The sequence below is a fragment of the Chloroflexota bacterium genome (genome assembly GCA_016875535.1).
Classification (GTDB): domain Bacteria; phylum Chloroflexota; class Dehalococcoidia; order SHYB01; family SHYB01; genus VGPF01.
In genome coordinates, this window is record VGPF01000011.1 from 1 (window position 1) to 26,424 (window position 26,424).

The window sequence follows — 26,424 nt, forward strand, 5'->3', positions numbered from 1 at the left end:
CAAACAAGGTTTGCATTGCGCACCAGGCGCATACTGCCTGGAAGTTGCGAGGGATTAAGGAGGCTCAATGGGGTACGAGAAGCCGCTTAAATATCTCTGGGCGGAGTTCCGCGACCTGCTCGAACTCACGATGGAGGTAACACGACCTTCTTCCACACAGGAAACGAGTGCCAAAGTTACTGTGACAGTGACTAATAGGGCCGTACCAGACATCGATTCGCCGCGAATCGAATTCGAGGACGTGACAGTCACATTTTCTTCTGGCAATCAAGAAGAATCCTTTCGCGTAGACCATAACCGACTTGCACCCGGAGAATCAGCGCGCATGCAGTACGAAGTAAAGTATTTGAACCTAGCCCTGTGCAAAGCCACCGTTCAAGGTCGAGTTGCTCTTGAGACCTTCGCGCAAGTCCATTCTCAGTCAAAACCTATGTCAGGAAGATTGAATCCGTCTTCTTATTTTGCTGCCATCCGAGAACTCGATCTCCCTGGTTGGCTTGCTCGTCTGCGAGGCGTGCCTCAACCAACCACCGCGACTACCCTTGGCCAATTGGAGTCTTTGAGGCAAGCCTTACGGGCCGAATTAGCTAATATCCGTGCGACTGCCGAGCGGCTCCAAGGCGTCGTCAGTCTTAGTCTTTTGGAGGTGCGGGGCCCCGCGCGGGAAGCTGTCTTAAATCATCATGAACGCGTTACTGTCTTCTTTCGAGAGTTGGGAGCTTCGATCAGCCGATTCATGGAGAAACTTGGGGTGGCGGGAAGACCAGCGACTTGGGATCTCAAACAATTCGAAGCGACGGTTCTGGCTATAGACGACGCGGCGGCCAAATTGAACCTCACATGAGCACCCCAAACAGACAAAACCATCTCGCATGATTACGTCGAACCGCCACCAAGGCAGGCCATGTCTGTGAGGGCGTGAAGGCCTAGGCCGCCACCAAGATCCGTGTTCGCGCTAGAGAGCGACTCCCCCCCCGTCTCCACCTGGAACACAGGGGCCTTCCGGAAAGCGCCGGGGCCCCTTCCTGTATCAGCTCGATACTCGAATTAACCTTCGTAGTCGCCACCAACATCAGCAGTCGGAAAGAGGTGGCTCCATTTCTCTGAACAGTCCGGAGCAGGTGGCCTTCGCGCTGCGGGAACCATTGGCATAGCCCTTGACGCCTAGCGTGAAGCGCTATAGAGTTTGGTTGTGATCAAGTCCTTCAAGGATCAGGACACGGAGAGGATCTACCGGCGTCTCTATTCGAGGGGGTTCCCACCCGACATCCAACGGACAGCCTTACGGAAACTCCGCATGTTGAACAATGCGCGCTCGCTACAGGATCTTCGGTCGCCTCCGGGCAATCGCTTGGAGAAGCTATTCGCGAATCGCAGGGGACAGCATTCAATTCGTGTTAACGACCAATGGCGGATTTGCTTCGTCTGGCGCGAAAGCGCCGCATTTGAGGTCGAAATCACAGATTATCACTAGGAGTCCCGAGCAATGGTAGAAGGAAAAATGGCTCCCCTTCACCCGGGAGAGGTCCTCCAGGAGGAGTTCTTAAAGCCCTTGGGTCTCAGCCAGCATCGACTGGCGCTGGACATCAGGGTTGACCCGCGACGGATTAATGAAATCGTCTTGGGGAAGCGGGGGGTGACCGCCGATACAGCGCTGCGCCTGGCCCGCTATTTCAACACGTCTCCAGAGTTTTGGCTTGGGCTCCAAGCTCAGCATGACCTCGATGCTGAAGCGGACAAGCTAGGCGCCCGATTAGAACAAGAAGTGAAGGTCTTCGCCAAAGCCCGTTGATTCGTCTTGCGAAGCGGGGACAAGCGGATTTTGGAGGAGTTTGGCGCGTCAACCGGAGCGAAAAGCGCCCCCAATCCACTTCAGTCGCATACACGCTTCACGCCGCTACCAGCACCCGTGCTCGCGGCAGAGTTCGGAGCCCCCTCTCTCCGCCAAGAATTTAGGGGCAGTGCGGAAGTCTCCGACAAGAGGATTTCTAGCGTTTGGACTTTTTGGCCTGAGCCTTCGTTTTGGGGTTAGTTCGGAAAAAGCGGGCGGCGTTTTCGGCTAGAATTTTTGACTTGCTCGCCTCAGAGATATCCTTTCGCTCGGCCATCTCGGCAACAGCGCCGGGGAATATGCCATCTGGGTGGGGATAGTCAGAAGCGAAAAGGATATTTGTATCACCAATGACCTGAACGATTCCAGGAATCATGACTTCGTCTGGGTCAGCGGAAATACAACACTGCCGTTTGAAGTACTCGGAGGGCAGGTGTGGCAGCTTCACGCTTGTATGTCCCCAATTCTTCACATGGTTGTCTAAGCGTTCAAGCCACGAAGCGATCCAGCCACAGCCAGATTCCATAAACGCGACCCTAAGCTTTGGATGCCGCTCGAGAACGCCGCCACAGAGCATCTCCAGGCATGCCATCTGTTGTTCGTGAGCATGCGAGACTACGTGACGAAAAAGATAGTTTTCATATCGGTCCAAGCCGGCTGCCGGCGCAAGGGGCCCATTTCGGTACTGCAGTACTTACAGAGGGGAATAGATACAGGACCTCAAGGGGGCTTTCTTAGGGGAAGAGTTGCGATAGTGACGGAAAAGGGCGCTGACGACAGGCGGAGGGCCTCTGACATGCTCGCTCCATCTGGAGCGAGAGCGCCGACGGGGCGGCCTGGATGCTGAAGGCCGAAGGTCTACGGATGCGCCTCCCCCGGTCGGGTGACGACGCCATCGCGGGTTACGAGCGCCAGCGTTGACATGGCCGCGTAGGCAAGCGACACTTGCCGTGGCAATCCATAATTCGAATCGAGAGCACCTCCGGCGACGTACCCTGACCATAGAGCGAGGCGAACTGCATGACACCGTCCGATAATCCGGCGCCCGGCTTTGACCGCGACGGCGTCCGCCGGAGGTACGCCCAAGAGCGAGCCAAGCGAATGACCCCCTCGCGCGGCGTCATCCACGACCTCAGGCGCGAGGAGGCGTTCGCGGGGTACCTGAAGGACCCATTCACGCCATTCATCGAGCGCAAGCCCGTGAGAGACGAGGTTGACGTCGCCATCGTCGGCGCGGGCCTGGCTGCCGTGGTCGTCGGAGCCAAGCTGCGGCAGGCCGGCGTTCGCCGCATCCGCCTCATTGACAAGGCGGGAGGCATCGGCGGCACCTGGTACTGGAACCGCTATCCCGGGGTGATGTGCGATGTCGAGTCGTATATCTACATGCCGATGCTCGAGGAGATGAACTACATCCCGACGACGAAATATGCGCCCGGGGATGAGATCCGCCGCCACCTTGAGTCCATCGCGATCAAGTACGGCCTAGTCAAAGACACCCTCTTCCACACCGGCGTCGAGGAGAGCAGATGGGTTGAGGCCGGACAGCGGTGGATCGTGCGCACGGACAGGGGCGACGAGGTGCGAGCGCGCCGACTGATCATGGCCACCGGCATCCTGAACCTCATGAAGCTGCCTGCGATCCCGGGCATGGAGCACTTCCAAGGCCGGGCCTTCCACACCGCCCGCTGGGACTACGAGTACACGGGCGGCGGGCCCAACGATCCTCACCTCGCCAAACTGACAGATAAGGTTGTGGGCGTCATCGGGGCCGGGGCCAGCGCCATCCAGGCCGTGCCGCCGCTCGGAGAGTCCGCGAAGCATGTGTATGTCTTCCAGCGCACCCCCTCGGCAATCAGCGAGCGCGGAAACCGGCCTACCGACGCCGACTTCTCGAAGCACCTCCACCCAGGCTGGCAGAAGGAGCGGATGGAGAACTTCAGCGCCGCTATGCTGGGGCTTCCAGTGAAGCGCGATCTGGTGGACGATGGCTGGACCAAGTACCAGGCTAGGCTCATCCCTCCCAGCGGCCCGGAGATGACCCCTGAGGAGATCGCGGCACGGGTGGAGCAGTCCGACTACGGCGTCATGGAGGAGCACCGAAAGCGCATCGAGGCAATCGTGGCCGACCCTCGGGTGGCCGAGGGGCTCAAGCCGTACTACCGCTACTTCTGCAAGCGCCCGTGCTTCCACGATGAGTATCTGCCGGCCTTCAACAACCCGAAGGTTACTCTTGTTGACTGCCCGGCGGGCGTCGAGCAGATCACCCCGCGCGGCGCGGTCGCTAACGGCGTCGAGTACCCCCTCGATTGCATCGTCTACGCCACCGGCTTTGAGGCCGAGATCACGCGGTTCGCCCGCCGGGCCGGGCACCCGATCATCGGGCGCGGCGGCATCACGATAGAGGAGAAGTGGAAGGACGGCATGATTAGCCTCCACGGCCTCACAACCCGGGGATTCCCGAACCTCTTTATCATGCCTGCGCCGTCCCAGCAGTCGGTCACCACAGTCAACTACACACACTTGACAGTTATCGGCGCCGACCACATCGCCGCCACCATCGCGAAACTCGATGAGCTCGGCATCGCCGTGTTCGACGTGAGCGAGGCGGCCGAGAGGGCATGGACCGAGGCCATCGTCAACTGCTTCCGCGATACCCGAGACTTCATGGCCGCTTGCACACCCTCCCGCCTCAACTACGAGGGCCATCCGGAGGCGGCCAACCCCAGAAACGGCTCCTATGGCGGGGGCCGGGGTGACGTCTTCGGGTATCAAGAACTGCTCGCCAAGTGGCGGCGGGACGACTTCCCAGGCTGGGAGATCGTCAAAGGGGAAAGGCTCGATCCTCGCGACTGAGCACCCCAGGTGAAGGGGGATTTATGCTGTTCCGCGCAGCCAATGACTGCCAGGCCGCCAGCGCCCGTTCGCTTGACTGGAAGCAGGCGGGGCGAGCCAGCTATTGAGGAATCAGCCTGAAGATGCTAAAGACATCTTTGCAGGCTGGTTATGACAAGCCTTCGATGCTTTTTCGCATCTAGTCAATGATCGGATGCGCCAGTTTCTTTTTGACCTTCATCGAAGGGCTGGTCTTCGCAACCGCCATGGCTGTCTCCTTTAGCCGCTTCTGCCGCTGCCCCGGGTGCTTATGGCGTGTCTATATGCCCGTCAAGCGACCAGGGCTGCATGAGCCGTCTATCCCGGCGTATCTGTTATGTAAGCCTCACAGGCGGATCGCATTATCCCCACTGAGAAAATCTAGCTGCACATGGGGCCTCCGGTATTAGGGACAAGCTCAAGCTGCAATTGGGAGAGAGTGCCGGGATGCCCGCCTGATAGATAGAGGGCCTACCGAATAGCCTGAGCAAACTCCGCGGCAGTCAACACTATGCCGTGGCGCGGGAAAATCTTCTCCACCAGTACCCGGTGCACCTCTTGATCATTGTCCACACAGGCATCTGCTATCACTACGAGAGAGTAGTCCTTATCGAACGCCTCTCGGTACGTGGACAGGACAACGCCGCTCGTTGAGATGCCGGTCAGGATCAGCAGATCGCGGTTGAGCCCTCTCAGGACCACCTCGAGGTCTGAACCGGCGAAGGAGCTGATCCGCCTCTTTGTGACGATAATATCGTTTGTTTTTGGGGCTATCGCCGGGTGTACCATGACCTCGGGGGTTCCCGAGATCAGCTTCCCGGACTTTTTCACGTCGGCAAAGTAGCCTCGGTCAACGACTTCGGGCAACCCGGGACGAAACTCAACAACAATGTAGAGCACCGGGATAGCAGCAGCCCTGGCGTGCTGGATAACCCCACTCAGACGAACGAGAAATTGCGGGTCGCTTGGCAGAAACCGCCTCACCATATCGTTCTGAACGTCCATCACAAGTAGCACGGCCTTTGCGAGATCTATCTTCACCTGAACGCCTCCCGTAACCAGTCAAACGACTTATCCGTACGCGGGCATCCCAGAGGGGAAACCGCTAGAGCCTTCCATCCCAAACTTCATCCGACTTCTTGGAGCCTGCTAAGTATAGGTTAGGCGGGAGGCGGCTTGAGAGACGATGCCCGTAGGTCCAGCCAAGCGTGTATTGTTGTTGCCCGTTTACAAGTGTGCTAGACTCGCGCACAATCCATGAGGCGCTGCAGGGAGCCGGACCTCATTATCAGGATTCCAACCGGGCATCCCGCGTAGTTCCCGTCCGAGATGATTTCCTGACAGCCCCTTTGTCACCATTGGCCGTGCGACCGCCTCTCCTTAGAGCCTCTCCCAATGGGCGAGAGAACTACGTTGAGCAATCGTAGGTAGCATCCATGCAATTGCAGGGCAAGGTAGCGATGGTGACGGGCGCAGGCTCCGGAATAGGACGCGCCATCGCGGTACGCTTTGTTCAAGAGGGCGCTAAGGTCGCTGTCCTGGATGTCAATCAGGCAGGCGGTGAAGAGACGGTCCGCCTGGTGCGCGAACGCGGGGGGGAGGCGGAGTTCATCAAATGCGATGTCTCGCGGCCCGCGGACGTAAAAGAAGCCGTCACCGCCATCACCCTTCGATTCGGCATGCTACATATCCTGGTGAACGATGCCGGCATCCTCAAACTGGAGGATGCATTGGTGGAAGAAGTGCCGGAAGAGATATGGGACGCAGTCATCGGCGTCAATCTGAAGGGCGTTTTCTACTGCTCCAAGTACGCCCTTCCTGCGATCATCGCGTCCGGAGGCGGCGCGGTCGTGACGATCGCTTCAACGGCAGGCGCGATCGCCTTTAACCGCCCTGCATATGCCGCTTCGAAAAGCGCGGTTATCCCGATGACGCGCGCCCTTGCCCGCCAGCATGCCAAAGACAACGTGCGCGCGAACGTGGTTTGCCCCGGCGGCACGGATACGCCGCTAACCCACAGCCAAGGCGTGCCTCCCGCCGGTCAAGGCCCGGCAAAGATACCGGCCATGATTAAGCGCAGGGCCCAGCCGGAGGAGATCGCAGCGGCCGTGACCTTCCTTGCCTCCGATGAGGCCTCGTATATCACCGCGGCCGTATTCCTCGTAGACGGGGGGCTGACGGCGTTATGACAGCAGCGCAGCGGAGGCGGTTCGAAGGCAAAGGAGTCATCATCACCGGCGGGGGCTCAGGGATCGGGCGCGCGACGGCGCTCGCATTCGCTCGCGAGGGAGGGAATGTTGCGATAGGAGACATTTCCGAAGCAGGCATGACCGAGGTGACACAGACAATAGAACGGGAAGGCGGCAAGGCGATCTTCGTGAAGGCGGACGTCTCCAAGGCAGCCGATGTGCAGAACCTTGTGAACCAAGCAGTGAAAAGCTTCGGCGCTGTCCATATCCTCTTTAGCAACGCCGGCATCTATGCGCAGAGTGACACCAGGGTCATGGATCTGGATGACGATGTCTTTGCCAGAGTCATAGATGTCAACTTGAAAGGGATGTTCCTCTCGGCGAAATATGCGTTGCCCCACATCGTAAAAAGCGGAGGCGGGGCTGTTGTGATGACTTCCTCCATCGGCGCGCTTGCCGCGGCGTCAACGACGGCATATTCATCAAGCAAGGGGGGAGTATTGGCGCTGATGCGCACCATCGCCGTCGAATATGCGGCTAAAGGCGTGCGCGCGAACGCGATCCTGCCCGGGCCTGTGGATACGCCCATCATGACGGACGTGCGCGCCGCCATGGGCCTTCCGCCAGACGGCAAGATGCCAAAGGGGAACATGCAGAACCGGTGGGCGAAACCCGAGGAAGTAGCCAGCCTGGTCCTATTTCTCTGCTCGGAAGATGCCTCATACATGACCGGCGGGTCGTTCACTGTGGACGGCGGACAATCGGGGATGTGACCTGAGGCCGTCCGCAGCGTCCCGTAGCGACGGCATTGGAAGCACGTGATGCAGAGCCTGTTGGAAGGAAGAGTAGCGGTCGTCACGGGTGCAGGCAGGGGCATCGGTCGAGCGGTTGCCCATAGGCTTTCGGAGATGGGCGCGGCCGTCGTCATTAATGACCTTGGGACATCAACGGACGGCACGGGCGCGGATACCTCTCCCGCCGACCAGGTTGTCGGGGAGATACGGGCAAAAGGTGGTCAAGCTGTCGCGAGCTACGATAGCGTCGCCGATTTTGAAGCGGCAGGGCGAATCATCGGGACTGCCGTAAAGACCTTCGGCAAGATTGATATCCTCATCAACAACGCCGGCGTCAATATCAGCGCTCCCATCTACGAAATCACGCCAGAGACGTTCGCCACCGTCGTTGGCGTCCACGTCTCCGGGACGTACAACTGCACCCGCCATGCTTGCGTCTACATGAAAAACCAGAAGTGGGGACGCATCGTCAACATGGTCTCCCGCGCGAGTCTCATCGGCAGTGTGGGGAACTCTGCCTATGGAGCCGGCAAAGGCGGGATATTCGGCTTCACGAACGTCGTAAGCCGGGATCTCGCCCCCTTCGGCATCACCGTGAACGGCGTCAACCCGGATGCTGCAAACACGCGCATGGTCACCGAAAGCCGGGCACGCTGGAAGCAGGCGGGCCCGAATCCCACTGAAGCCAAACGCATGAAGACCGTGCCGCAAGACCCCGACAACATCGCGATTGTTGTGACCGCTCTCTGCACCCAGGAGGCCGCACACATCAGCGGCCAGTATTTCCTTGTCCAGGGAAGCCTTGTGGGCCTCTTTCAGCCGCTAACTATCACAAAGCATATCTACAAGGATGGCATGTGGACCCCAGAAGACCTGGCAAAGGCAATGAATATGATGGGAATACCTCATCTCCCTGTGGCTTACTAGGCGGTGCAACAGGGTGCTCTCATCCGGCTCCCGCCGTTGCGGGCCACAGGCGGAACTCCAAAGGGCCTCCAGGTTCGGAGGCCTTTCACTTACCGGGGCCTCTTGATCTGACGAGTGATCGAGAGGGAGCCGCCGAAGTGGTAGAGACTACGCCCAGCATCGCCGCCAACGACGAAGATATCGAAATAATCAGGGTTGCGGAACATGGATATCTCCGTCTCAGGACGGTCCCAGAGCCACTGGAGATGCGGATGCGCAACCTGAAAGGCCTGCTTTGGCTTGTTGAGCATCAGGGTGCGGAAGGGCAGGCGCGAACGCTTGTACAAAGCCGCTTTCACATCATGGAGGCTCCAACCGGCGTTACGAAAGACGGTGGCGTGGTCGGGACAGAGCAAGATAAGGTTTTGGCGCTCACCATGGAGAGGGCCACCTTCATCCGAGGTGCCGAGCAGCCAGTTGGCTGAGCCTGTTTGCGCGCCGTTCCGGATCGCGGAACAGAAAGATTCAATGAGAAGATTCGGGTCGTGGTTCTGGAAGTCGAAGAGCTCACACACGCCGTAAGGGACGTTGACAGTCACGGTGGAGGAGTCCCGCGGATACCCGCGCGCCACGCGATACGGCTCCCAAGGGTTCGCAGCCTCGTTCTCGGCGACGCAGGCGCTGAACTTCATTGCGCTTCCGATAGTATCCATATCACTCACGCCAGGATACGAATGGCCGATATTCATCAATATGAGCCTCAACGTCCGGCCGATGCTCACATTAACGGCTGATATGGAGCCGGGGCCCAAGGCGCATACGCCATGGTTCATCCCGATCTCCTCCGTAATCGGCCCGCTGACCATAACTACAGGCGCTTGGGGGCCGGTGGACATGGCAAAGGAGCGAAGCCCTATCAAGGGATCCAGGATGCATTCGGCCATGGCAAGTATGACGGGCATGACCTGGGGCTTGCATCCGGCCATGACCGCATTGACAGTGATCTTCTCAACGGTCCCGATGCCAAAGCCGGGATCGAAGGTACCAACGATCTCGTCGCCCTTGCGTCCGGAAGCCGCGACCATCGCATCCACCTTCTCTCGGGTCGGTGGCACAAGGGGCATCCCGTCGCTCCACCCAGCCTTGATGAAGGCGGTGTTCATCTCGTCAAAGCATTCGAGCAAGTCACGGCCCGTGTAGACGAGTTCAGGGCTTGTGGCAGGGGTAACATGCTTGAAGACCAGTGCCCCGGTGATGGGCTGCCGCTTTTGCGTCAGGGCGGCCAGGACCTGCGGCATCGCCGCATCAACCATGGTATGGATGTGCCCTGGATCCTGATTCGTGAAGGGAAGCGGGACCTCTGCTATGGGCATTTCAGGGCAGCCGAAGACGTTGGCGCTCCAGTGGGCATCTTCGACAAAGCCCTTGGCCGTCCAAACCACCGTCGCGACGCCCCGCTTCTCCAATTCGCTCATGTCACGCATGAGCACAGACGTGCAACTGCCTCAGTCGGCGGTTGCGCCGACCACAGCAGCGCATTCGGCCATGCTCTTGAATTGGGCAGGCGACGCTCTGCGAATGAAGGACACCCCTAACTCGCCGAAGAAGTCGCGAAACTGCGCCTTCGGGAAGAGGCGCTGAAGCTGCTCCCTGGTGCGCGCGAGTCCGATCTCGCCGCCGGCTTTCGCGTTCCAGAAGAACCCGACCGTCTTTCCATCGAGGGTTGTTGGGCGCGCGGCGGGCGGGAAGCGGTTTGCTCGCGCAGTTGTGGACCTCGCCTCTGCGATTGGGTTCACGATGCGCAGTTCAGCCATGATGACTCCTCTGTGCCACCTGAAGAAGAGGGGTATCGGCGAGTGCTTCGCCGATACCCCTCTTCGGTTCTAGAACAATCCGTGTTAGGCAGAAAGCCAGACCCGCTCGAATCGGTACCCGTTCGAATTGACTCCCACGGCTTGAAGAGGGAAGTCCTTTACCTCGCGCGAGAGGGCCTGAAACCGTTTTGTCTCCGCGGCGGTAATCCACCATGCGAGCTCAACAGACTTTCGCTGAAGCTCCCGGAGCTTTGCTATACGCACTGCACGATCACCAGTCTCGTCCTGCTCTTTGTACAGGCGGTTGATATCCGGCAGGTCGTATTTCGCGTAATTCTCGGCAACCCCAGGGAGGTAGAACCGTCCATAGTAGCCCGCCGGGTCATCAACGACAGGCGCGATGCCGCTGAAGTGCGTCGCAAAGGCGCCCGTGTTCCTTCGCTGCAAGATGGTCGCCATATCAACACCCTCGACGGCCATGTCTATGTATATCGCTCTCAATTGGGTCGCTAAGACTGTTGCCTGATCGCCGTATTGAGCGGCGCTGACCATTACTGAGGTCTTGAGCGGGTTCCTTTCACTGAACCCGGCTTGTTCCATTAACGACTTGGCTTGCGCAAGGTCCTGAGTCTTCGGAGTCCTCCACCCCGGCAATGTCTTGACTTCGTCCGCAGGCATCGCCCAGATAGTGGCCGAGGGCAAGCCGTCAACGGCATAGGGATTGCCGGAACCGAAGAGCGCGACTTGCACGTAGGCGGGGCGGTCGAAGGCGAGTTGTATGGCCTGCCTAACCCTCGCGTCAGTGAAAGGCGCTTGGGTATTGATAAAGAGAATCCCCATGCCGCCAGCCGATTCCAGGATTTGAACTCCAGGAACGGCAGATTTGAGTTGCGGCGCGTTCAACGCATTCACAATCTGGGTGGAGACGTTGGTCCAATGCAATCGCCCGGTTTGGAAGGCGGCAAGGGCGGCCGCGTTATCGGCAATGACGTAGGAGTCTATCTGGTCGAGATAGAGCGCCCCTTTAAGGTAAAAGTCGGGGTTCTTTGTCAAGGTCACAACGTTTCCGGGCCTCGCGACGGCATATTTGAAGGAGCCTGAGCCGATGCGCTTAGACCCCCACTCCTCGCCTATGTGCTTGGGCAACACGACTGCATGAGTGCTGAGAAGGCCGCTGAGAAAGACCAGGTTCGGCCTTGTGAGCTTCACCACAACGGTTGAAGAGTCGGGCGCTGTGACGGTATCAACAGTGGCTAAGAGCGAACCCAGGAGAGGGGAAAAGGCAGGTTGGCGCTTGGACATGCGCAGCAGGCTGTAGACGACGTCGTCAACGGTTAAGGGTGCGCCGTCGTGCCACTTCACGCCCTGGCGAATCTTAAAGGTCCACGTTGTGCCGTCGGCGCTCTGCGTATAGCTCTCGGCGAGGTCCGGCTCGATGGCTGTCTCGTTATAGGCGCCGTATCGGATCAGGTTGTTCACAAGGGGTTGGAGCGGCAGAATAAAGGAGTCCGCCGAACGCGCCTTGTGAAAGTCGTTGTTTGGATTGGGGTCCGAACTTACCCGGGTGGCGAATGTTCCGCCCAGGCGTGGCGAGGGCGTCGGCGTCGGAGGGATAGGGGTTGCTGTCGGAGTAGGCTGTAGGGGGGTCGCCGTTGGGGCCGGTGTGTTAGTAGGAGCAGGTCTGCTCGTGGCAGTCGGAGGCGTCTCATCGTCGCCACCACAGCCACTCAGTACCAGAGCCATCACCAGAAAGCACGCGAAAATCGTTACTATTGGGCGATTCAAGAACTTCATCCTTGTCCTCGCTTTCCCCAACAGAATCCTTCGCCGATCGGTGAATCGAGTGCCCAGATTCGCGCCTGGCCCCAATTCTCTCACCTGCTGTCTATGGCTCCGAGTGTGACCACAGCCTCTGAATCAGGAGGAGGCCATACATGGCACGATATGCATCCGATGCAATCTCTACCTACGACGCTGGCAGCAATGCCAGAATTGTCGCTGGCTTAGCACCCGGGATCCATCGCGATGGGGCATCCGGCATGCTCCGTCATATCTGGGACATCCCGCCAGGTGATTCGAGGTCCTTCCTTAAGCAGGGGGTAATCGTCAGAAATGCGGGCTAGTCACAGCGGTATCCAGGCATCCCAGGGCGATAGTATTATGACCAACGTTCCTGTAGACGGTGTGCCTCATAGAGAAGGGAGCGGCCATGTTGGATCTCACTGCGGTTTCACTCAAGGGCAAAGTTGCGATCGTGACCGGAGGAGGCGGAGGCATAGGACGGAGTGTCTCTGAAACGTTCGCTGCCTATGGGGCGAAGGTGGTCGTCGCCGAACGGGATGCCGGTCGCGCGCACGAGACCGTCGCCGCCATTGCAAAACGAGGCGGGCAAGCCTTGGCCTCAGTAGTGGATGTCCAGGAAAAAGAACAGGTGGCCCAGATGAAGGCTGCCGCGGTCAAAGAGTTCGGAAAGGTTGATATCCTCGTGAATAACGTCGGCGACTTTCTGGGCATCAAAAAGAACTTCATCAGAACGTCAGAAGAGGACTGGGAGGCGCTCTACCGTATCAACCTGAAGCAAGTCTTCTACTGCACCCATGCCATCGCGCCGCTCATGATCGAGCAAGGAAAAGGCGGCAGCATCATCAACGTCTCCACCATAGAGGCCTTTCGCGGCATCCCGGGCGGCTCTATCTATGCCACGTTTAAGGGGGGCATCACTCAGTTCACAAAGAGCATTGCGTTGGAGCTGGCGAAATACCAGATCCGCGTCAACGCGATCGCGCCGGAGACAACCGAAACCCTGCAGGTGCAGGCTGTCGAGCGTGTTCCCCCGGAGCAACGGTCGTTGATCCCCTACTGGATACCCCTGGGCCGCTACGGCGATCCGGACGACCTCGCAGGGGTGGCTGTCTTCCTGGCATCGGACCTCTCCCGATGGGTGACGGGCATCACCGTGAACCTTGATGGCGGCGCCTATGCTGCGGGAGGCTTTTACCGCCAACCAAGCGGCGGGTGGACCAGTCGTCCCCCTCTCGCATAAGCAGTGATTACTTGACGGTAATCCTTGTCTGACCAACTTCATCCCTCGGTAGGTCACCTATTTCTTCGAGGTAAGAAGCGGCAACCACCCACGGTCAACAGGGCCCATTGATGGCGACCAGTGGGTGAAGAGCGCGTAGGAGTCTTCATCACCGATGGATGTTTCATCGGTGTCCGGGAATCAATTGGGGGCGGTATACAGGCAATCGAGCATTGCTTTCCCCCTGCCGTTATGAGCCCATCTTGTGCATGGGCCGAACGGCACCGACGGGGCTGACTCGCTTGAAGGTGTTGACGTACCACATCTCCCTGGAGGGGTGTTTCGCCCATTCCTTGAACATCGGGGTCTCCTCACCCAGCAACCGCCTTACCGTCGCCACCATCTGGCGAACGTCGCTATCGGGGTCCTCGCTATCAAGCTCGTAAAGGTGCAGCCAAAGGGGTCCTTCCGTTTGGGAGAGGGCGTTCTCATAGCGCGTGATCATGGTGAAGCCCTTGGGCATTGCCTGGACGATGTAGCGGATATGGATATGCTCCGCCCACCGGGTGAAGTCCTTATCGCCGCGAATCATGACTAGCGATATGCCGTTGATCGGCTTCTCGGACGTGTGGCCCTGGGCCGGTTCCGGCCTGCGCCAGAACATCGTTTGGAAGGTGCACTGGAAGGCCGGGTGGAGCTCCCCTGTCTTCTCCCACTCCTGCCAACGGCGTTGCATCGCATCATAGGCTTTGCGGGTATCCGGCCAATTCGTTTCGTAGATCGTGCAATAGATGGCCTCGGGGACACGTCGCTCGTACTCAGGGCGGTTCGGGGCGGTGTTCCTGAACCGGATGCCGTTATAGAGCGCTCCTGTCCCAATCATCTTTGGGATATGCACCTTCTCGTACCATTCGTTGAAGGCCACTTCGGCCTTCGGGTCGGTGCAGTTGGCCATCTCGATCAGCACGCCTGTGGGTGTCCTATCTTCCATGCACTTCCTCCGTTGGTACTGCCGGGCATCCGAATTCTACTGAAGTGAGACATGCCAGGCACGCTGTCGCAAGGCGTGGGCTATAGGCAGCATCTGCCAAATATGGATTCCCAGCCCGCTCGCGTTGCCGTAAAACGCTGCACGGGCCTCCGGAGAAACCGGAGGCCCGTGCCCAATTCAACGCTATGGTCGGCCAGGTCGCTCTGACCCTTGGAGCAACGGCTTCTAGGAGGCCAGCCAAACCTGCTCAAAGCGGAAGAGGTTCGCGTTCACGCCCAGGAGTCCAGGCGGGAACTGCCGCACCTGTGGTGGTACGGGGCTGACCCGCTGTGTCTCTCCCAGCATGGTCCACCACCCCAGCTCGATGGCCGCGAGCTGCAACTCTCTCACTTTCCTTACACGCGCATTGACATCTATGATCCTGTCTTGCTCATCGTACAAGCGGTTGATGTCCGGCAGGTCAAACTTAGACCAATTGTCAGTCACGCCGGGAAGATAGAACCGAGCGTAGGTCCCGGCCGGGTCATCAATGGTGCCGGCGGCGGAGAGGAAGATGATCTCGAAGTCGCCGGAGGCTCTCCTTGCCGCGGAGGTGGCGCCGTCCAATGCTTCCACCCGCGCATCAATGAATATCTTCCGCAGCTGGGTTGCCGCCACCGCAGCCTGCTGATCGAAGTTCGGAGCGAGGGTGTGCATCCTGGTCACGAGCTTGTTGGAATCGCTGTACCCTGCCTGCTGCATGAGGGAACGCGCTTCCGCTAGGTCTTGATCCTTCGGCAGCCTCCAGCCGGGGAGAAGCTTCGCCTCCTCAGCGGGCATGGCCCAGATGGAGCTGCTGGGCAAAATGTCCACGTTGTAGGGGTTGCCATCGCCGGCCAGAGCCACCTGCACGAATTCGGGCCGGTCGTACACCAGCCGTATCGCGCGCCTCACTCTGGCATCAGTGAACGGTGCGGTCTGCTTAAGCAAGGAATAGTAGGTGCCGCTCGGCGCCTTGTTGAGGGTGACCCCAGGGATCGCGTCCCTCACCTGCTTTTCGTTCGAGGGGTTGACGACCGCAGGCGCGACGCCCGGCCAGTGGAGTCTTCCCGTGATGAACGCTGCCACCGTTGCCGCATTATCGGCGATCGTATAGTAGTCAATCTGGTCCAGGTAGGGCATGCCCTTGGCGTAATACTCCGTATGCTTCACCAGGGAGGTGACGTTCGAGGGCTTTATTGATCCCAACTTGAACGGCCCCGACCCTATCGGCGTCTTATCGAAGTTGTCCCCCAGATGCTTCGGCAGCACCACGGCATGAGTGCTGAGTAAACCGTTGAAGAAAACCAGCGTCGGCTTGCTGAGCTTCACCACAACCGTCGAGCTGTCAGGGGCCGTCACTGTATCAACGCTTGCGAAGACGCCGACTAGCAGCGGCGTGAACGAAGACCTCTTCGACATGCGCAGCAGGCTGTGCACCACGTCGTCCGCCGTGAGCGCCGTTCCATCGTGCCACTTCACTCCCTGGCGGATCTTGAACGTCCAGGTCGTGCCGTCGCTGCTTGTCTGGTAGCTCTCTGCGATATCCGGCTCGATGGATTTCTCGTTATATGCTCCAAACCGGACCAGATTGCTGATCAGAGGTTGGGAGCGGGTCAGCGTGTCATTGGAGCGCCGGATATGGGGGTCCCAGTTCACCGGATCGGTAGGCAGGCGCGTATTGAACGTGCCGCCGACACGCGGCTGAGGCGTTGGAGTGGGAGGAACGGGTGTGGGGGTTGCTGCGACAGTGGGCGCCGCAGGGGGTTGAGCGGGAGCCTTCGTTGCCGCTGGTTCTGAATCGTCCCCGCCGCACGCGGTGACGATAAACGCCAGCACCACAACGAGCGCGAAGAGTCTTACATAGCGATTGACGATTTTCATACATCTCCTCCCCCTAGCTTAACGACATTTGCACGATATTCGCATTCCGAATGTCTGAAATCGCCCCTTATGGAGTGCTAGACATTAGCCAATGCATCCACAAATGTCAACGCTGGTGAATTCACGTCAAGGGACAGGCTTTCCCCCTGGAATTCCCTCACATCGCTAGAAGGACTGCACATCCCGGCCAGCCGGAGAACGCCCGCTATGGGAAGACGGCTTGCCCCTTCCCTCCCGTGGCTCCGATCACCTCGCCCGTGACCGCGATGCTTTTTGGAGAGGCAAGAAAGACGACGACGTGGGCAACCTCGGAGGCATCCACCAGGCGGCGCGTCGCGTTATCCATCGCCATCTGCTTCATGATTTCGCCAGGAGTGGCGCCGGACGCCTTGGCCCGCTGCTCAGCAGAGCGGTCAATGTGCGGCGTACGGGTTATGCCGGGGTGCACTACGTTGGAGGTGATGCCGTATGGGCCGAGCTCGTCCGCCAGCGTCTTGCTGAGGTGGACGATGGCGATGTTGCGCGCCCCGGTGCTATAGGTCCCGGACCTCCGCGCGGAATTGCCACCGATATGGATCATTCGTCCCCACTGACGCTCCTTCATCAAGGGCGCTACGGCTCGCGCGCAGCGGAGATAGCCCATGTACTTCACGTTCAGGTCGCCCAACATGGCTTCATCCGTGACATCCTGAAGCGGGCCGTTGGCAAGGCCTCCGGGCTTACCGGCGTTATTGATCAAGATATCAATGTGCCCCAGCGCGGAAGCCGCGGCGCGCACCATGGCTTCCACGTCAGCCTGGCGGCCTACGTCGCAGGTGAGCGGCACCACTTTCCGGCCGGTCGCTTTGCTGATCTCTTCAGCCGCCGCGGTTAGCGCCTCCTTGCCGCGCGCGCAGATGGCAACGTCAACGCCCTCCTGCGCAAGGCCCAGCGCGATGGCCTTGCCGATCCCGGAGCTTCCTCCAGTGACGATGGCCGTCTTCCCTCGCAACTCCAGATCCATGTAGCACCCCCTTGCCCTGGCGAGTCACATCCTAACACTTGACAGCCCGACCATATACTACGGCTGCAGCATAAAACGAAAGAGGTCCCGAAATGAAGCTCCAAGGCAAGGTCGCCATCGTCACCGGCGCAGCGCAAGGCATAGGTGAGGCCTACGCACACGCACTGGCGGGAGAAGGCGCGGCGGTCGTCGTCGCCGATATCAATGTGGCGAAGGGCAAGAGCGTCGCCGACTCCATCAATCGCGCAGGCACGGGCGGGAAAGCAACCTGTCTCAAGCTTGACGTGGCCGATGAAAAGAGCTGCGCCGAGCTCGTCGCGCAGGCTGAGCAGCTCTACGGCGGTGTGGATATCCTGGTGAACAATGCGGCGATCTACCACAGTATGCGGATGGACACCCTGATGAACGTGCCCCTGGACTATTACAACCGCTTCATGGCGGTGAATCTAACGGGACAGATGCTGATGACCCGAGCGGCCGTCCCCGCGATGCGCAAGCGGGGCAAGGGCAAGATCGTCTTCCAGGCCTCCGCCGTCGCCTATTCCGCCTCCAGCACGCCTTACGCGATCGCAAAGCTGGGGATCGTGGGGATGATGCGCGGCTTCGCCTTCCAGCTCGGCAAGCACAATATCAATGTCAACGGCATCGCCCCGGGGCCGATTGATACGGAGGCGACGATGGTCACGGTGCCGAAGCATTTCATTGACCACCTGCTGGAGTCGCAACCGCTCAGGCGCATGGGCCATCCCTCTGACCTCGTCGGCGCGCTTGTCTACCTCTGCTCAAGCGAAAGCGACTACGTTACGGGCCTGATGATGGTGGTTGACGGCGGCAACACCGTCAGCCGATTGTAGCCCTGGGGAGCGCGAGGTTACCTAGGCAGCCCCAAGCCGCGCTGGGCGATGATGTCACGCTGGACCTCTGACGTGCCGCCGACGATCGTCGAAGAGACCATCCCGAGGTAGTAGTCGCTCCATGCCCCGTTGTTCGGCGCGCGCCGCTCTTCAAAGGAGAGCTGCCCCAGCATCCCCAGCATCTCGATCGCCGTCGCGGAGACTCGTTTGCGCAGCTCCTCCGTGAAAAGCTTGCCCACCGAGGCCTCCGCCGTTGGGAGGCGCCCCTGTTCCTGTATCCACGCGATGCGGTAGTTGAGGAGGACGGCGGCGCCGGCCTCGATCCGCCTATCGGCCAGCCGGTGGCGCATCATCGCCGTGGCCTTATGCCCCTTCACGTAGGCGGTAAGGTCGTCAACGGCGCGGGCGGCGTCCGCGGCAAACATGATGCGATTGCGCTCGTAGTCCATCGTCCTCATCATCTGGTAGAAGCCCTTGTTCTCTTCGCCCATCAGGCACGACTTGGGAACCCGGACCTGCTCGAAGAAGATGCGCGTCTGGGCGCCGTATTTCGGGATGGTCGGCATCAACTCCACCCGGATACCGGGAGAGTGCATATCCACCAGGAAGAGGCTCACACCTTTGTGCTTGGGGGCTTGCCGGTCCGTGCGGGCGGCGAGGATGCACCAATCGGCACGATGGCCCATGCCGATGAGGTGTTTCATGCCATTGACCAGGTAGTCGTCCCCATCCCGCTGGGCGCTTGTCTCAAGGGCCGAGAGATCCGATCCGGCGATAGGCTCGGAGAAGCCCTGGCACCAGATAAGGTCGCCGCGGGAGATCGGGGGGAGGTGCTGCGCCTTCATGGAGGCGCTGCCGTAGTGCATGATCGTCGGCCCGACGAAGACGGGGCCGTGGGCCCAGCCGCCGCCGTTCGGAGCGCGGTGGTAGCCCATCTCCTCCAGGAAGATGGCCTGCTCCATGGGCCCGCGCTGCTGGCCGCCGTACTCCTTAGGCCACGTGAGCGTGAGCCAGCCCGCCTTCCCCAGCTTCCTATCGAACTGGCGGGCAGTGCGCCACTCCTCCTCCGTCATCCAGATGAAGTGGCGGCCACGCCAGCCGGAAGGGATCTCGCGTGCAAGGAAGCCGCGAAGCTCCTGCCTCAAGGCGTTCTGCGCAGGGGTGAAGCCAAAGCGCATGGGGGATTACGTTGGAACTGTTAGGCGGGAAGGGCCTTAATGGATAACCTGACTTTTCGTCAGTTGCTCGATACGCTCACTCCCTAAGCCAAGGAGGGACATGAGCACATAGTCGTTATCCGCCCCCAGAAGAGGGGCGGGAGTTGCGGTCTTCGGTCGGCCGGATGACAGGTGCCAGGCGAGGCCTGTGGTGAAATGAAGCCCTGCGACAGGGTGATGGTCTTCGATGGCGAAGTCCCGAGCCTTTAAGTGCTCGTTCGAAATCAGGTCGTGCTCGTTGAAGACCGGGCCGCAGAGCACCCCCTGGCTTTGCAGATGCTTCGCGATGGCCCACCGGCTTTGCGGCTTTGTCCAGGCTGTGATGATTGCATCGAGCGTCTCCTGATTTCTGTGCCGCAACGCTTCGGTCTTGAACCTTGGGGCGTTCATCAGCTCCGGTCTCCCCATGGCGCGGCACAGGGCCGCCCATTCCGATTGGGAGCCGATGGAGATGGCAACCCAGGAATCCGGGCCATCGGCCCGGAACATGTTATGGGGCGCTTTGTGCGCGTGCCAGTTGCCGATCGTCTTCGGCTCCTGCCCGGTCAGTGAGAGGGAGGCTATCGCATCAGGCAAGAGACTTTGGATCGCCTCCACCATGGAGACGTCAATCTTCGAGCCTTCCCCTGTTAACCGTCTCTTGAACAGCGCTTGGCTAACGCTCAGCATAACGAAGAGCGCAGAGACAGGATCCGGCAGGACGCTTCCCACCAGGCGCGGGTGGGAGTCCCGGTAACCGGTAATCGCCGCCAGTCCGCTAGAGGCGATTACGCCGGTATGGAAGGCGGAATATCTGCTCCACGGGCCGGTGCTTCCGAAGGCGCTCATGGAGACGACGATGATGTCCGGCCGGATCGAGCGGAGCGTCTCGTACCCCAACCCGATCTTCTCCAGGGTGCCTGCGGAGAAGTTCTCTATGACGACATCGGTAGATGCGATGAGCTGCTTGGCTAGGGCTAGTCCTTCCTGCGTGCGGAGATTCACGGTGCAGGAGCGCTTGCCGCGATTGACCGAGTTGAAGATCGAAGAGTTGTTCGGCGGTTCACCGGAGAATGGACCGAGGGCTCGAGAGTTCGGGTTCAGGCGGCTCTCCAATAGGACGACTTCCGCCCCCAATTGAGCCATCCACTGGCCGGCTAGGGGAGCCGCGATCATCTGGCCAAGGTCCAGCACCCGGATGCCTTCAAAAGGCAAAGAAGCCGATGTTCGCCCCCTCCCCTGCTTTGGCTGGAGCGCCCGTGTATCCGGTGCTTTCTCTTGCCAATGATCCGTAACTTCTTGCGCAGGCCTCTTGATGAACGGCGGAAGCGGCGCGGCATTGTGCAGGCGCTCCCTGTTCAGCACCACAGCAGAGCCGGGCAGCCTCCCGGAGGCATCGCCTTTGACGCCGGTGCCCTGCAGGAAGCCCCGGTCGGCGCTCTGCTCATTGAAGAAGGCCTCTCGGATGGAAAGGAGTGGCGCAGACGGCACACCCCGTTCCTGCGTTTTCCGAAAGAGCTCGTTTTTCCGTTGCTCAACAAGCCAGGAGACGATAAGCGGCTCAAGCTCATCCCAGTGGGTGCCCCGGCTGGGGCCGGTTGCGAACTCCGGCCTGGACGCCCATTCGGGGTTTCCCATGATCTCGACCAGTTCCTTCCAATGCTTATCAATGAAGGCGACAAGGACAAACCAGCCGTCCGAGCACGGCAAATAGTGGTTCGGCGCCTGCCGTGCCTTGAGTTGAGCGCGCCCCACGAGATTCCCGCTATAGCCGGAGACTCCCGTGAACCACACCATCAGGCTGGCCAGCGCCTCATGCTTCGCCAAGTCAACGGCGCACCCTCTCCCGGTGTTTTCCTTGACGAGCAGGCCCAGCATGGCCCCGACTGCGGCTGAGAGTCCACCGATGAACTCGCCGATATAGCCGTTGGAGCGCAGGGGAGGCTCGGCATCGAGATCCGAGGCGTAGTCCGGAAAGCCGGGCGTGCAGTTCGCGATGCCGCTCACCGCCATCAGGACAAGGTCGTCCGCCTTCCATGAGGCATAGGGGCCGTGCTGTCCGAACGGAGTTACGGAGATGACAACCAGTCCTGGGTATGCCTTCTGCAGATCTTCCTGGGAGATGCCGAGAGGCGAATGTTCAAGAGCGGCAAAGTCATGGATAAGAACGTCGGCACGGCCCAGAAGCCGCATCCTTTGCTGTTTCGATGCTGAAGCCGTCAGGTCAGTGGCAATCGCCCTCTTCCCTCGGTTCAGATAGGCGAACATGGCGCTGGTATCCAAGCCGGGAGTCCCGGCAAACGGCCCAAGCCGCCGGGCTGTATCGCCCGTTGCAGGCTCGATCTTCAGCACGTCGGCGCCCGCATCCGCCAATAGGCGAGCGGCGAACGGAACGGAAATGAAGTCGCCAAGCTCCAGGACTCGTTTGCCCGCTAAGGGGCGCTGCTGAGGAGTGGGTGCCATCGTGTTGAAGCCTCCCCTTTGGGTCATAGGAACCCCAGTCCGGCCTTTGGGGAAGGATAGCCGAACGGTGCTGTGTGTACCACCTTCCGTTTCACTTCGGCAGAGTCGGCAGCCAAGAACCACTTCAGGATCGGCTGCCGATTCCCCCAGCTTCGGCCTGATGCGCGCAAGCCTGCGCATCAAAGCAGATACAGGCATACCCTACGGTAGACAGCCTCCTATAGAATGCACCCCATCCATCTGCTTAGTAAGCAGCACACGAGCGAAGCTGCGGGCTGTTTGGCCCAAAGGGCAAAGGAGACGACTATGGCAGGGCGTTTGGCGGGCAAAGTCGCGATTATCACCGGGGGGGCGCAGGGCATCGGCCTTGCAGGGGCAAGGATGTTCCTGCGTGAAGGGGCGCATGTCGTCATCGCTGACAAGAATGCTGAGGCGAGCGAGACGGCGATGAAAGAGCTGCAAACCCTGGGTGCGGTCAAGTCCATTGTGACGGACGTCCGCAACCCGCAACAGGTGGAGAAGATGGTTGCCCAGGCCGTCGCCGCCTTCGGGAAGCTGGACATCCTCTATAACAACGCCGGGTATTCCATCGTGGAACGGGTCGGCGCCGCCGATGTGCCTCTGGACGTTTGGCATGAGACGATTGACGTGAACCTGAACGGTTCCTTCTACTGCACCAAGTACGCCCTGCCGCACCTGATCAAGAATGGCGGCGGCTCCATCATGTACACGGCCTCCGTCGCCGTGGACGGCAACGTCAATCAGAACGCCTATGCCGTGGGCAAAGGCGGCCTAGTGCCGCTGATGCGCACCATCGCGATGCAATACCTGCCCGACAAGGTCCGGGTGAATCTCCTGGTACCAGGAGGCACAGCAACGCCGCGACTCCAACAGCGGTACGCCGCTCAAGGAGGCTTCGGCCCGGTCTACCAGTCCAAAGGCCTGCTGGGGATAAACGACCCGGACGATGTGGCCTACGCCGCCGTCTTCCTAGCCTCGGACGAATCGCGGCACATCACCGGGCAATCCCTATGGATAGATTCCGGCTTTAACCTCCACTACACGCCCAAGTAGCCTAAGGGGTCGGGCATACCTTTCCCAGCGATGGGGGCTATCCTGCACGCGTCATTCGTCATACGCCACGTTAGGTAGCTGGCCAGGGTTCGGCCGCGGGTCTCATGCGGTTGACGCGCTTCGAGTGGCTGTCTCTTGAGCATAGGGTTGTTATACTGCCCCAATGCCAACACGAGTAGTGGCTCTTGGAGCAGGCTTCGGCGGCCTAGAGCTGACAGCACTCCTATCAGAACATCTAGGCGATCAGCTTGATCTTGTCCTCATAGACAAGGCTGATGCCTTCGTCTTCGGCTTCTCAAAGCTCGATATGATGCTCGGGAAGCGGCAGCAGGGCTGATCTGCCCGCCGGATCAAGCGGGCAGGCAGGAATGTGGGACGAACGTTGAGTGAAGAGGCGGCAGAAGCGGGCGATTGCCTGTGACCTGTTCCTTACCCGTTTGCATCCCCGCGCGCCTCATGGATGCGCACGGAGGCGGGCACGCTCACAAGAGTTGAGCCGCCGTCAACATAGATCGTGCTGCCCGTCAGGTAGGCGCCCGCGGCGGAAGCCACAAAGATGCAGGCGTAGGCAACCTCTTCCGGCTTGGCGTAACGACCCGCCGGGATCGCCTGCAGGTACTTCCTGTCCGAATCCGGGTTCTGCCACAATTGCTGCCGGACGCCCTCCGTCTCCGTCTGCCCCGGCGCCACGCACATCACGCGGATGCCGTGCCTGGCCCACTCCAGCGCCAGGGTGTGCGCCATGGCCACCACGCCGCCTTTGGCAGAGGCCGAATGAACGTTCCCAGGCGAGCCGGTGAGGGGCGTGTTGGAGGTGATATTAATGATGACGCCTCCCTTTTTGGCAGCGATCATCTCCTTGCCGACGGCCTGGGAGCAGTTCCACGTGCCGTCAAGGACGATGCGCACCACGGCGTTCCACCCGTTCTGGGAGAGGCCCTCCGCCGGAACGTTGAAGTTCCCGGCGGCATTATTCACCAAGACGTCTATGCGCTTGAACTCCTTCACCGCCGCCGCCGTCATCGCCTCCACCTGTGCGCGCTCCCGAACGTCGCACTGGGCCACAAGAGCCTTTTGTCCTAGGCCCCGCACTTCTGCGGCTACCTTCTCCAGGTTCTCCACTTTGCGACTGGCAAGGACAATGTCGGCCCCAACTTTGGCGAACTCCAAAGCAATGGCGCGCCCGATGCCGGTGCCGCCGCCGGTGACGATGGCCACCTTCCCGGCCAGGGCGTCTGGAGCAAACGTCGGCATGGTACTTCACCTTCTTTTCACAACTGCGCTCCCGGCATTGTACGCCAGCGCAACTCCACGTCGTACACCTTTTGTCTATGCGTGGCGCAATAGTCGCCGCGAGAGCAGGGAAACCACACAAAGGAGCCTCCATCCATGCGTTATGAACCGCTGAAGCCCTCCTCCTACGAATCGCTCGCCCCGCACTTCGGCGAGTTCACCCGCAATGTCCCTTTTGGCGATATCTGGGAGCGCCCTCAGCTCACCAAGCGTGAGCGGAGCCTCAATACCCTAGCGGCGCTGATGGCGATGGGCAAAACCCCGCAGATCTACGGCCACGTCCAGGGGGCCCAAGCTAACGGCGTGAAGAAGGAGGAGATCGGAGAGGTCTTCATGCATCTCGCCGTCTATTGTGGCTGGCCCGCCGCCATCAACGCTTTTGACGCAGCCAAAGAAGCCCTTGACGCCCCGCAGGCCAAGCGCCCGGCATAACCCACACCCGCATCGTATGCCAAGAGCCTTAGGAAACCCCAGATGACCGTGATAATCACAGGCAGGACGGGATTCATCGGCTCCCACATCGCCAGGCATCTTGTGAAAAGGCGCGGCGCAGCAAAGGTCGTTCTCTTTGATGCGAATCCTAACCATCCCAGGGTTGCGGACATCGAAAAGAACGTCGTCATCGTCCATGGCGACCTGCAGGAGCCGATGGATCTGTTGCAAACCATGCGCGCCCACGATGTTGAGCGCGTTGCCCATCTGGCCTACGCCATCGGTTCCCTTGCAAATGCCAACCCGCCGCGCTTTGTGAGTATTGACGCCGTAGGCACCACTAACGTCTTTGAGGCGGCGCGCATCCATGGGGTCAAGCGCGTTGTCTATGCCAGCTCCCTGGGCGTCTATCCCACAAGCAACGCAGTGGAATCGAAGGCAGCCTTAGAAGATGAATTCCCGAAGCCGAACACGATCTACGGCGCATGCAAGGTGCTTAATGAAGTAACGGCGGAGGTCTACCGTACGCAGTTCGGCCTGGACACCATCGGCATCCGACTGCCGAGGGTCTTCGGCCACGAGCGCCTTTCGCGGAACCTCGGCTCCGCCTCTATGTGGGGCGATGTTCCCGGGATGGTTGCGCTGGGCCGGCCGGCTGAGCTGCCGCCTCTGAACCAGCTTGTGGACTGGGTGCATGTTGAAGACGCTGCATAGGCTTTCGCCCTAGCGCTCGAAGTAGCAGAGCCTACCCACCGCCTCTTCAATTTGAGCGCGGGGAACATCCGGGTGGCAGAATGGCATGCTGCCATCAAGAAGGCCATGCCGGAGGCTGAGATCGCCATTCACTCCGATCCTGCAGAGGCCGGGCGTCCCCTCAACAACACCCGCATCGTGGCCGATTTAGGCTTTCACCCAAAGTACAGCACCGAACGCGCCATCGCTGAGTATGTTCAGGCTGTTCGCGGCGGCACAAGAAAGCCCTAACTCACAAGAGGGACACCTCGCAGCTTAACCGCCGGGCGCCTTCCCCCGTTCCCCGAACATGTACTGGTACGTCACTCCCGCGATCGCGGCGCCGATGAGCGGGCCGAGCCAGTAGATCCAGTGCGCGTTCCATTCGCCTCCGATAAGCGCCGGGCCGAAGGTGCGCGCAGGGTTCACCGAGACTGTTGTGAACGGGATGCCCACCAGGTGCACCACGGCCAGAGTAAGGCCGATGGCGATGGGCGCTATGGGAAAACCCGGGCCGCGCTTGTCCACAGCTACGGCGAAGATGACCCAAACGAACATGAAGGTGAGGACGACTTCCATCCCAAAGCCGCGAAGCTCTGTGAAGCCCTCCGCCCGCGCCGCTTGGCCGATGGAATTCGCCCCAAGCTCATACTCCATCACCGCAGGAATCAGTATCCGGACAAGACCTGCGGCGATGACTGCGCCCACCAGCTGCGCCAGGACATAGGCGACCGCCTTCTCTTTGCCGATCTTCCCTGTGAGAAGCGCCGCAAAAGTCACGGCCGGGTTGATATGCCCTCCGGAGATCCGCGCCGTCGCCGCGACGACGGCCGCGATTGAGATGCCGAAGGCCAGGGAAATCGTCAGCAGACGCGCCGCATCCATCCCGCCGCCCGTTACGTTGGCCGAGGCAACAGCCGTTCCCAGCACAAGGAAGATGAAGATGAACGTCCCAACGGCTTCCGCACAGATCGCGCGCATCGTCTCCGGTTTCTTCAACTCCTCCATCTGCGCCTATCCCTCCTGCCGGCCTTTCTCCGATCAAGCCGGCGAAAAT

Annotated in this window: 25 protein-coding genes and 1 pseudogene; 14 read left to right on the top strand and 12 right to left on the bottom strand. The window is 60.1% G+C overall.

From position 1 onward, the window contains the following. Positions 1-67 precede the first annotated feature (67 nt). The 3 genes from FJ039_04930 (at position 68) to FJ039_04940 (ending at position 1,792) form a co-directional block, all read left to right on the top strand. Positions 68-844, top strand: coding sequence for a hypothetical protein (locus FJ039_04930; GenBank protein ID MBM4405516.1), 777 nt, complete (start codon positions 68-70; stop codon positions 842-844). 348 nt (positions 845-1,192) lie between these two features. Further along, on the top strand, positions 1,193-1,474 hold the full coding sequence (locus FJ039_04935; GenBank protein ID MBM4405517.1) for a type II toxin-antitoxin system RelE/ParE family toxin: 282 nt from the start codon (positions 1,193-1,195) through the stop codon (positions 1,472-1,474). A 12-nt stretch (positions 1,475-1,486) separates the two neighbouring features. Then, entirely contained in the window at positions 1,487-1,792 is a 306-nt protein-coding gene (locus FJ039_04940) for a HigA family addiction module antidote protein (GenBank protein ID MBM4405518.1), read from the top strand. A gap of 196 nt (positions 1,793-1,988) precedes the next feature. Here the strand turns inward: FJ039_04940 and FJ039_04945 are convergent, their stop codons facing one another. Continuing rightward, entirely contained in the window at positions 1,989-2,423 is a 435-nt protein-coding gene (locus tag FJ039_04945; GenBank protein ID MBM4405519.1) for a hypothetical protein, read from the bottom strand. A 428-nt stretch (positions 2,424-2,851) separates the two neighbouring features. Here FJ039_04945 and FJ039_04950 point away from each other — a divergent pair, with 428 nt between their 5' ends. Further along, on the top strand, positions 2,852-4,684 hold the full coding sequence (locus tag FJ039_04950) for an NAD(P)/FAD-dependent oxidoreductase (GenBank protein MBM4405520.1): 1,833 nt from the start codon (positions 2,852-2,854) through the stop codon (positions 4,682-4,684). Between the two features lie 489 nt (positions 4,685-5,173). On the opposite strand, the gene FJ039_04955 is transcribed toward FJ039_04950, so the two are convergent. After that, complete coding sequence (locus FJ039_04955; GenBank protein MBM4405521.1) at positions 5,174-5,707, bottom strand: cysteine hydrolase; 534 nt, start codon at positions 5,705-5,707, stop codon at positions 5,174-5,176. Positions 5,708-6,138: 431 nt separating this feature from the next. On the opposite strand from FJ039_04955, the gene FJ039_04960 reads away from it, so the two are divergent. From FJ039_04960 to FJ039_04970, 3 genes are read left to right on the top strand one after another with little or no spacing between them, the layout of a single operon-like run. After that, the gene (locus FJ039_04960) at positions 6,139-6,891 is read left to right on the top strand and encodes an SDR family oxidoreductase (GenBank protein MBM4405522.1); all 753 of its coding nucleotides are present in this window, start codon (positions 6,139-6,141) and stop codon (positions 6,889-6,891) included. Next, complete coding sequence (locus tag FJ039_04965; GenBank protein ID MBM4405523.1) at positions 6,888-7,664, top strand: SDR family oxidoreductase; 777 nt, start codon at positions 6,888-6,890, stop codon at positions 7,662-7,664. The genes FJ039_04960 and FJ039_04965 overlap by 4 nt, the downstream gene beginning before the upstream one ends. Positions 7,665-7,712: 48 nt before the next feature. Further along, positions 7,713-8,612, top strand: a complete 900-nt coding sequence (locus tag FJ039_04970) for an SDR family NAD(P)-dependent oxidoreductase (GenBank protein ID MBM4405524.1) — start codon at positions 7,713-7,715, stop codon at positions 8,610-8,612. Positions 8,613-8,701: 89 nt separating this feature from the next. Here the strand turns inward: FJ039_04970 and FJ039_04975 are convergent, their stop codons facing one another. The 3 genes from FJ039_04975 to FJ039_04985 all read right to left on the bottom strand — a co-directional run bounded on the left by FJ039_04975 (position 8,702) and on the right by FJ039_04985 (position 12,199). After that, entirely contained in the window at positions 8,702-10,066 is a 1,365-nt protein-coding gene (locus FJ039_04975) for a hypothetical protein (GenBank protein ID MBM4405525.1), read from the bottom strand. A gap of 30 nt (positions 10,067-10,096) precedes the next feature. After that, the gene (locus FJ039_04980; protein MBM4405526.1) at positions 10,097-10,405 is read right to left on the bottom strand and encodes a hypothetical protein; all 309 of its coding nucleotides are present in this window, start codon (positions 10,403-10,405) and stop codon (positions 10,097-10,099) included. Positions 10,406-10,489: 84 nt separating this feature from the next. Then, positions 10,490-12,199: an ABC transporter substrate-binding protein gene (locus tag FJ039_04985; GenBank protein ID MBM4405527.1), complete on the bottom strand. Its 1,710-nt coding sequence runs from the start codon at positions 12,197-12,199 to the stop codon at positions 10,490-10,492. A 415-nt stretch (positions 12,200-12,614) separates the two neighbouring features. Between FJ039_04985 and FJ039_04990 the strand changes: the two genes are divergently transcribed. Next, positions 12,615-13,448, top strand: coding sequence for a glucose 1-dehydrogenase (locus FJ039_04990; protein MBM4405528.1), 834 nt, complete (start codon positions 12,615-12,617; stop codon positions 13,446-13,448). 229 nt (positions 13,449-13,677) lie between these two features. On the opposite strand, the gene FJ039_04995 is transcribed toward FJ039_04990, so the two are convergent. From FJ039_04995 to FJ039_05005, 3 genes are all read right to left on the bottom strand, one after another. Then, positions 13,678-14,418: a hypothetical protein gene (locus FJ039_04995; GenBank protein MBM4405529.1), complete on the bottom strand. Its 741-nt coding sequence runs from the start codon at positions 14,416-14,418 to the stop codon at positions 13,678-13,680. A 225-nt stretch (positions 14,419-14,643) separates the two neighbouring features. Beyond that, on the bottom strand, positions 14,644-16,320 hold the full coding sequence (locus FJ039_05000; GenBank protein ID MBM4405530.1) for an ABC transporter substrate-binding protein: 1,677 nt from the start codon (positions 16,318-16,320) through the stop codon (positions 14,644-14,646). A gap of 205 nt (positions 16,321-16,525) precedes the next feature. Beyond that, on the bottom strand, positions 16,526-17,323 hold the full coding sequence (locus FJ039_05005; protein ID MBM4405531.1) for an SDR family oxidoreductase: 798 nt from the start codon (positions 17,321-17,323) through the stop codon (positions 16,526-16,528). Between the two features lie 92 nt (positions 17,324-17,415). Here FJ039_05005 and FJ039_05010 point away from each other — a divergent pair, with 92 nt between their 5' ends. Then, a complete protein-coding gene (locus FJ039_05010; protein ID MBM4405532.1) occupies positions 17,416-18,177 on the top strand; it encodes an SDR family oxidoreductase in 762 nt (253 codons plus the stop codon). Between the two features lie 17 nt (positions 18,178-18,194). Here the strand turns inward: FJ039_05010 and FJ039_05015 are convergent, their stop codons facing one another. Beyond that, complete coding sequence (locus FJ039_05015) at positions 18,195-19,355, bottom strand: hypothetical protein (protein MBM4405533.1); 1,161 nt, start codon at positions 19,353-19,355, stop codon at positions 18,195-18,197. Positions 19,356-19,391: 36 nt separating this feature from the next. Continuing rightward, a complete protein-coding gene (locus FJ039_05020) occupies positions 19,392-22,034 on the bottom strand; it encodes a CoA transferase (GenBank protein ID MBM4405534.1) in 2,643 nt (880 codons plus the stop codon). A gap of 27 nt (positions 22,035-22,061) precedes the next feature. Here FJ039_05020 and FJ039_05025 point away from each other — a divergent pair, with 27 nt between their 5' ends. After that, positions 22,062-22,910 carry an SDR family oxidoreductase gene (locus FJ039_05025; GenBank protein MBM4405535.1) on the top strand — a complete coding sequence of 283 codons (849 nt, stop codon included), beginning with the start codon at positions 22,062-22,064 and terminating at the stop codon, positions 22,908-22,910. A gap of 163 nt (positions 22,911-23,073) precedes the next feature. Continuing rightward, positions 23,074-23,232: pseudogene (locus tag FJ039_05030) on the top strand (NAD(P)/FAD-dependent oxidoreductase). Positions 23,233-23,339: 107 nt separating this feature from the next. On the opposite strand, the gene FJ039_05035 reads toward FJ039_05030, so the two are convergent. Then, entirely contained in the window at positions 23,340-24,164 is an 825-nt protein-coding gene (locus tag FJ039_05035; GenBank protein MBM4405536.1) for an SDR family oxidoreductase, read from the bottom strand. Positions 24,165-24,299: 135 nt separating this feature from the next. On the opposite strand from FJ039_05035, the gene FJ039_05040 reads away from it, so the two are divergent. The 3 genes from FJ039_05040 to FJ039_05050 all read left to right on the top strand — a co-directional run bounded on the left by FJ039_05040 (position 24,300) and on the right by FJ039_05050 (position 25,619). Then, on the top strand, positions 24,300-24,635 hold the full coding sequence (locus tag FJ039_05040; protein ID MBM4405537.1) for a carboxymuconolactone decarboxylase family protein: 336 nt from the start codon (positions 24,300-24,302) through the stop codon (positions 24,633-24,635). Between the two features lie 42 nt (positions 24,636-24,677). Continuing rightward, positions 24,678-25,349, top strand: coding sequence for an NAD-dependent epimerase/dehydratase family protein (locus FJ039_05045; protein ID MBM4405538.1), 672 nt, complete (start codon positions 24,678-24,680; stop codon positions 25,347-25,349). A 72-nt stretch (positions 25,350-25,421) separates the two neighbouring features. Continuing rightward, positions 25,422-25,619, top strand: a complete 198-nt coding sequence (locus tag FJ039_05050) for a hypothetical protein (GenBank protein ID MBM4405539.1) — start codon at positions 25,422-25,424, stop codon at positions 25,617-25,619. Between the two features lie 24 nt (positions 25,620-25,643). On the opposite strand, the gene FJ039_05055 is transcribed toward FJ039_05050, so the two are convergent. Next, positions 25,644-26,375: an aquaporin gene (locus FJ039_05055; protein MBM4405540.1), complete on the bottom strand. Its 732-nt coding sequence runs from the start codon at positions 26,373-26,375 to the stop codon at positions 25,644-25,646. Positions 26,376-26,424: the final 49 nt, after the last annotated feature.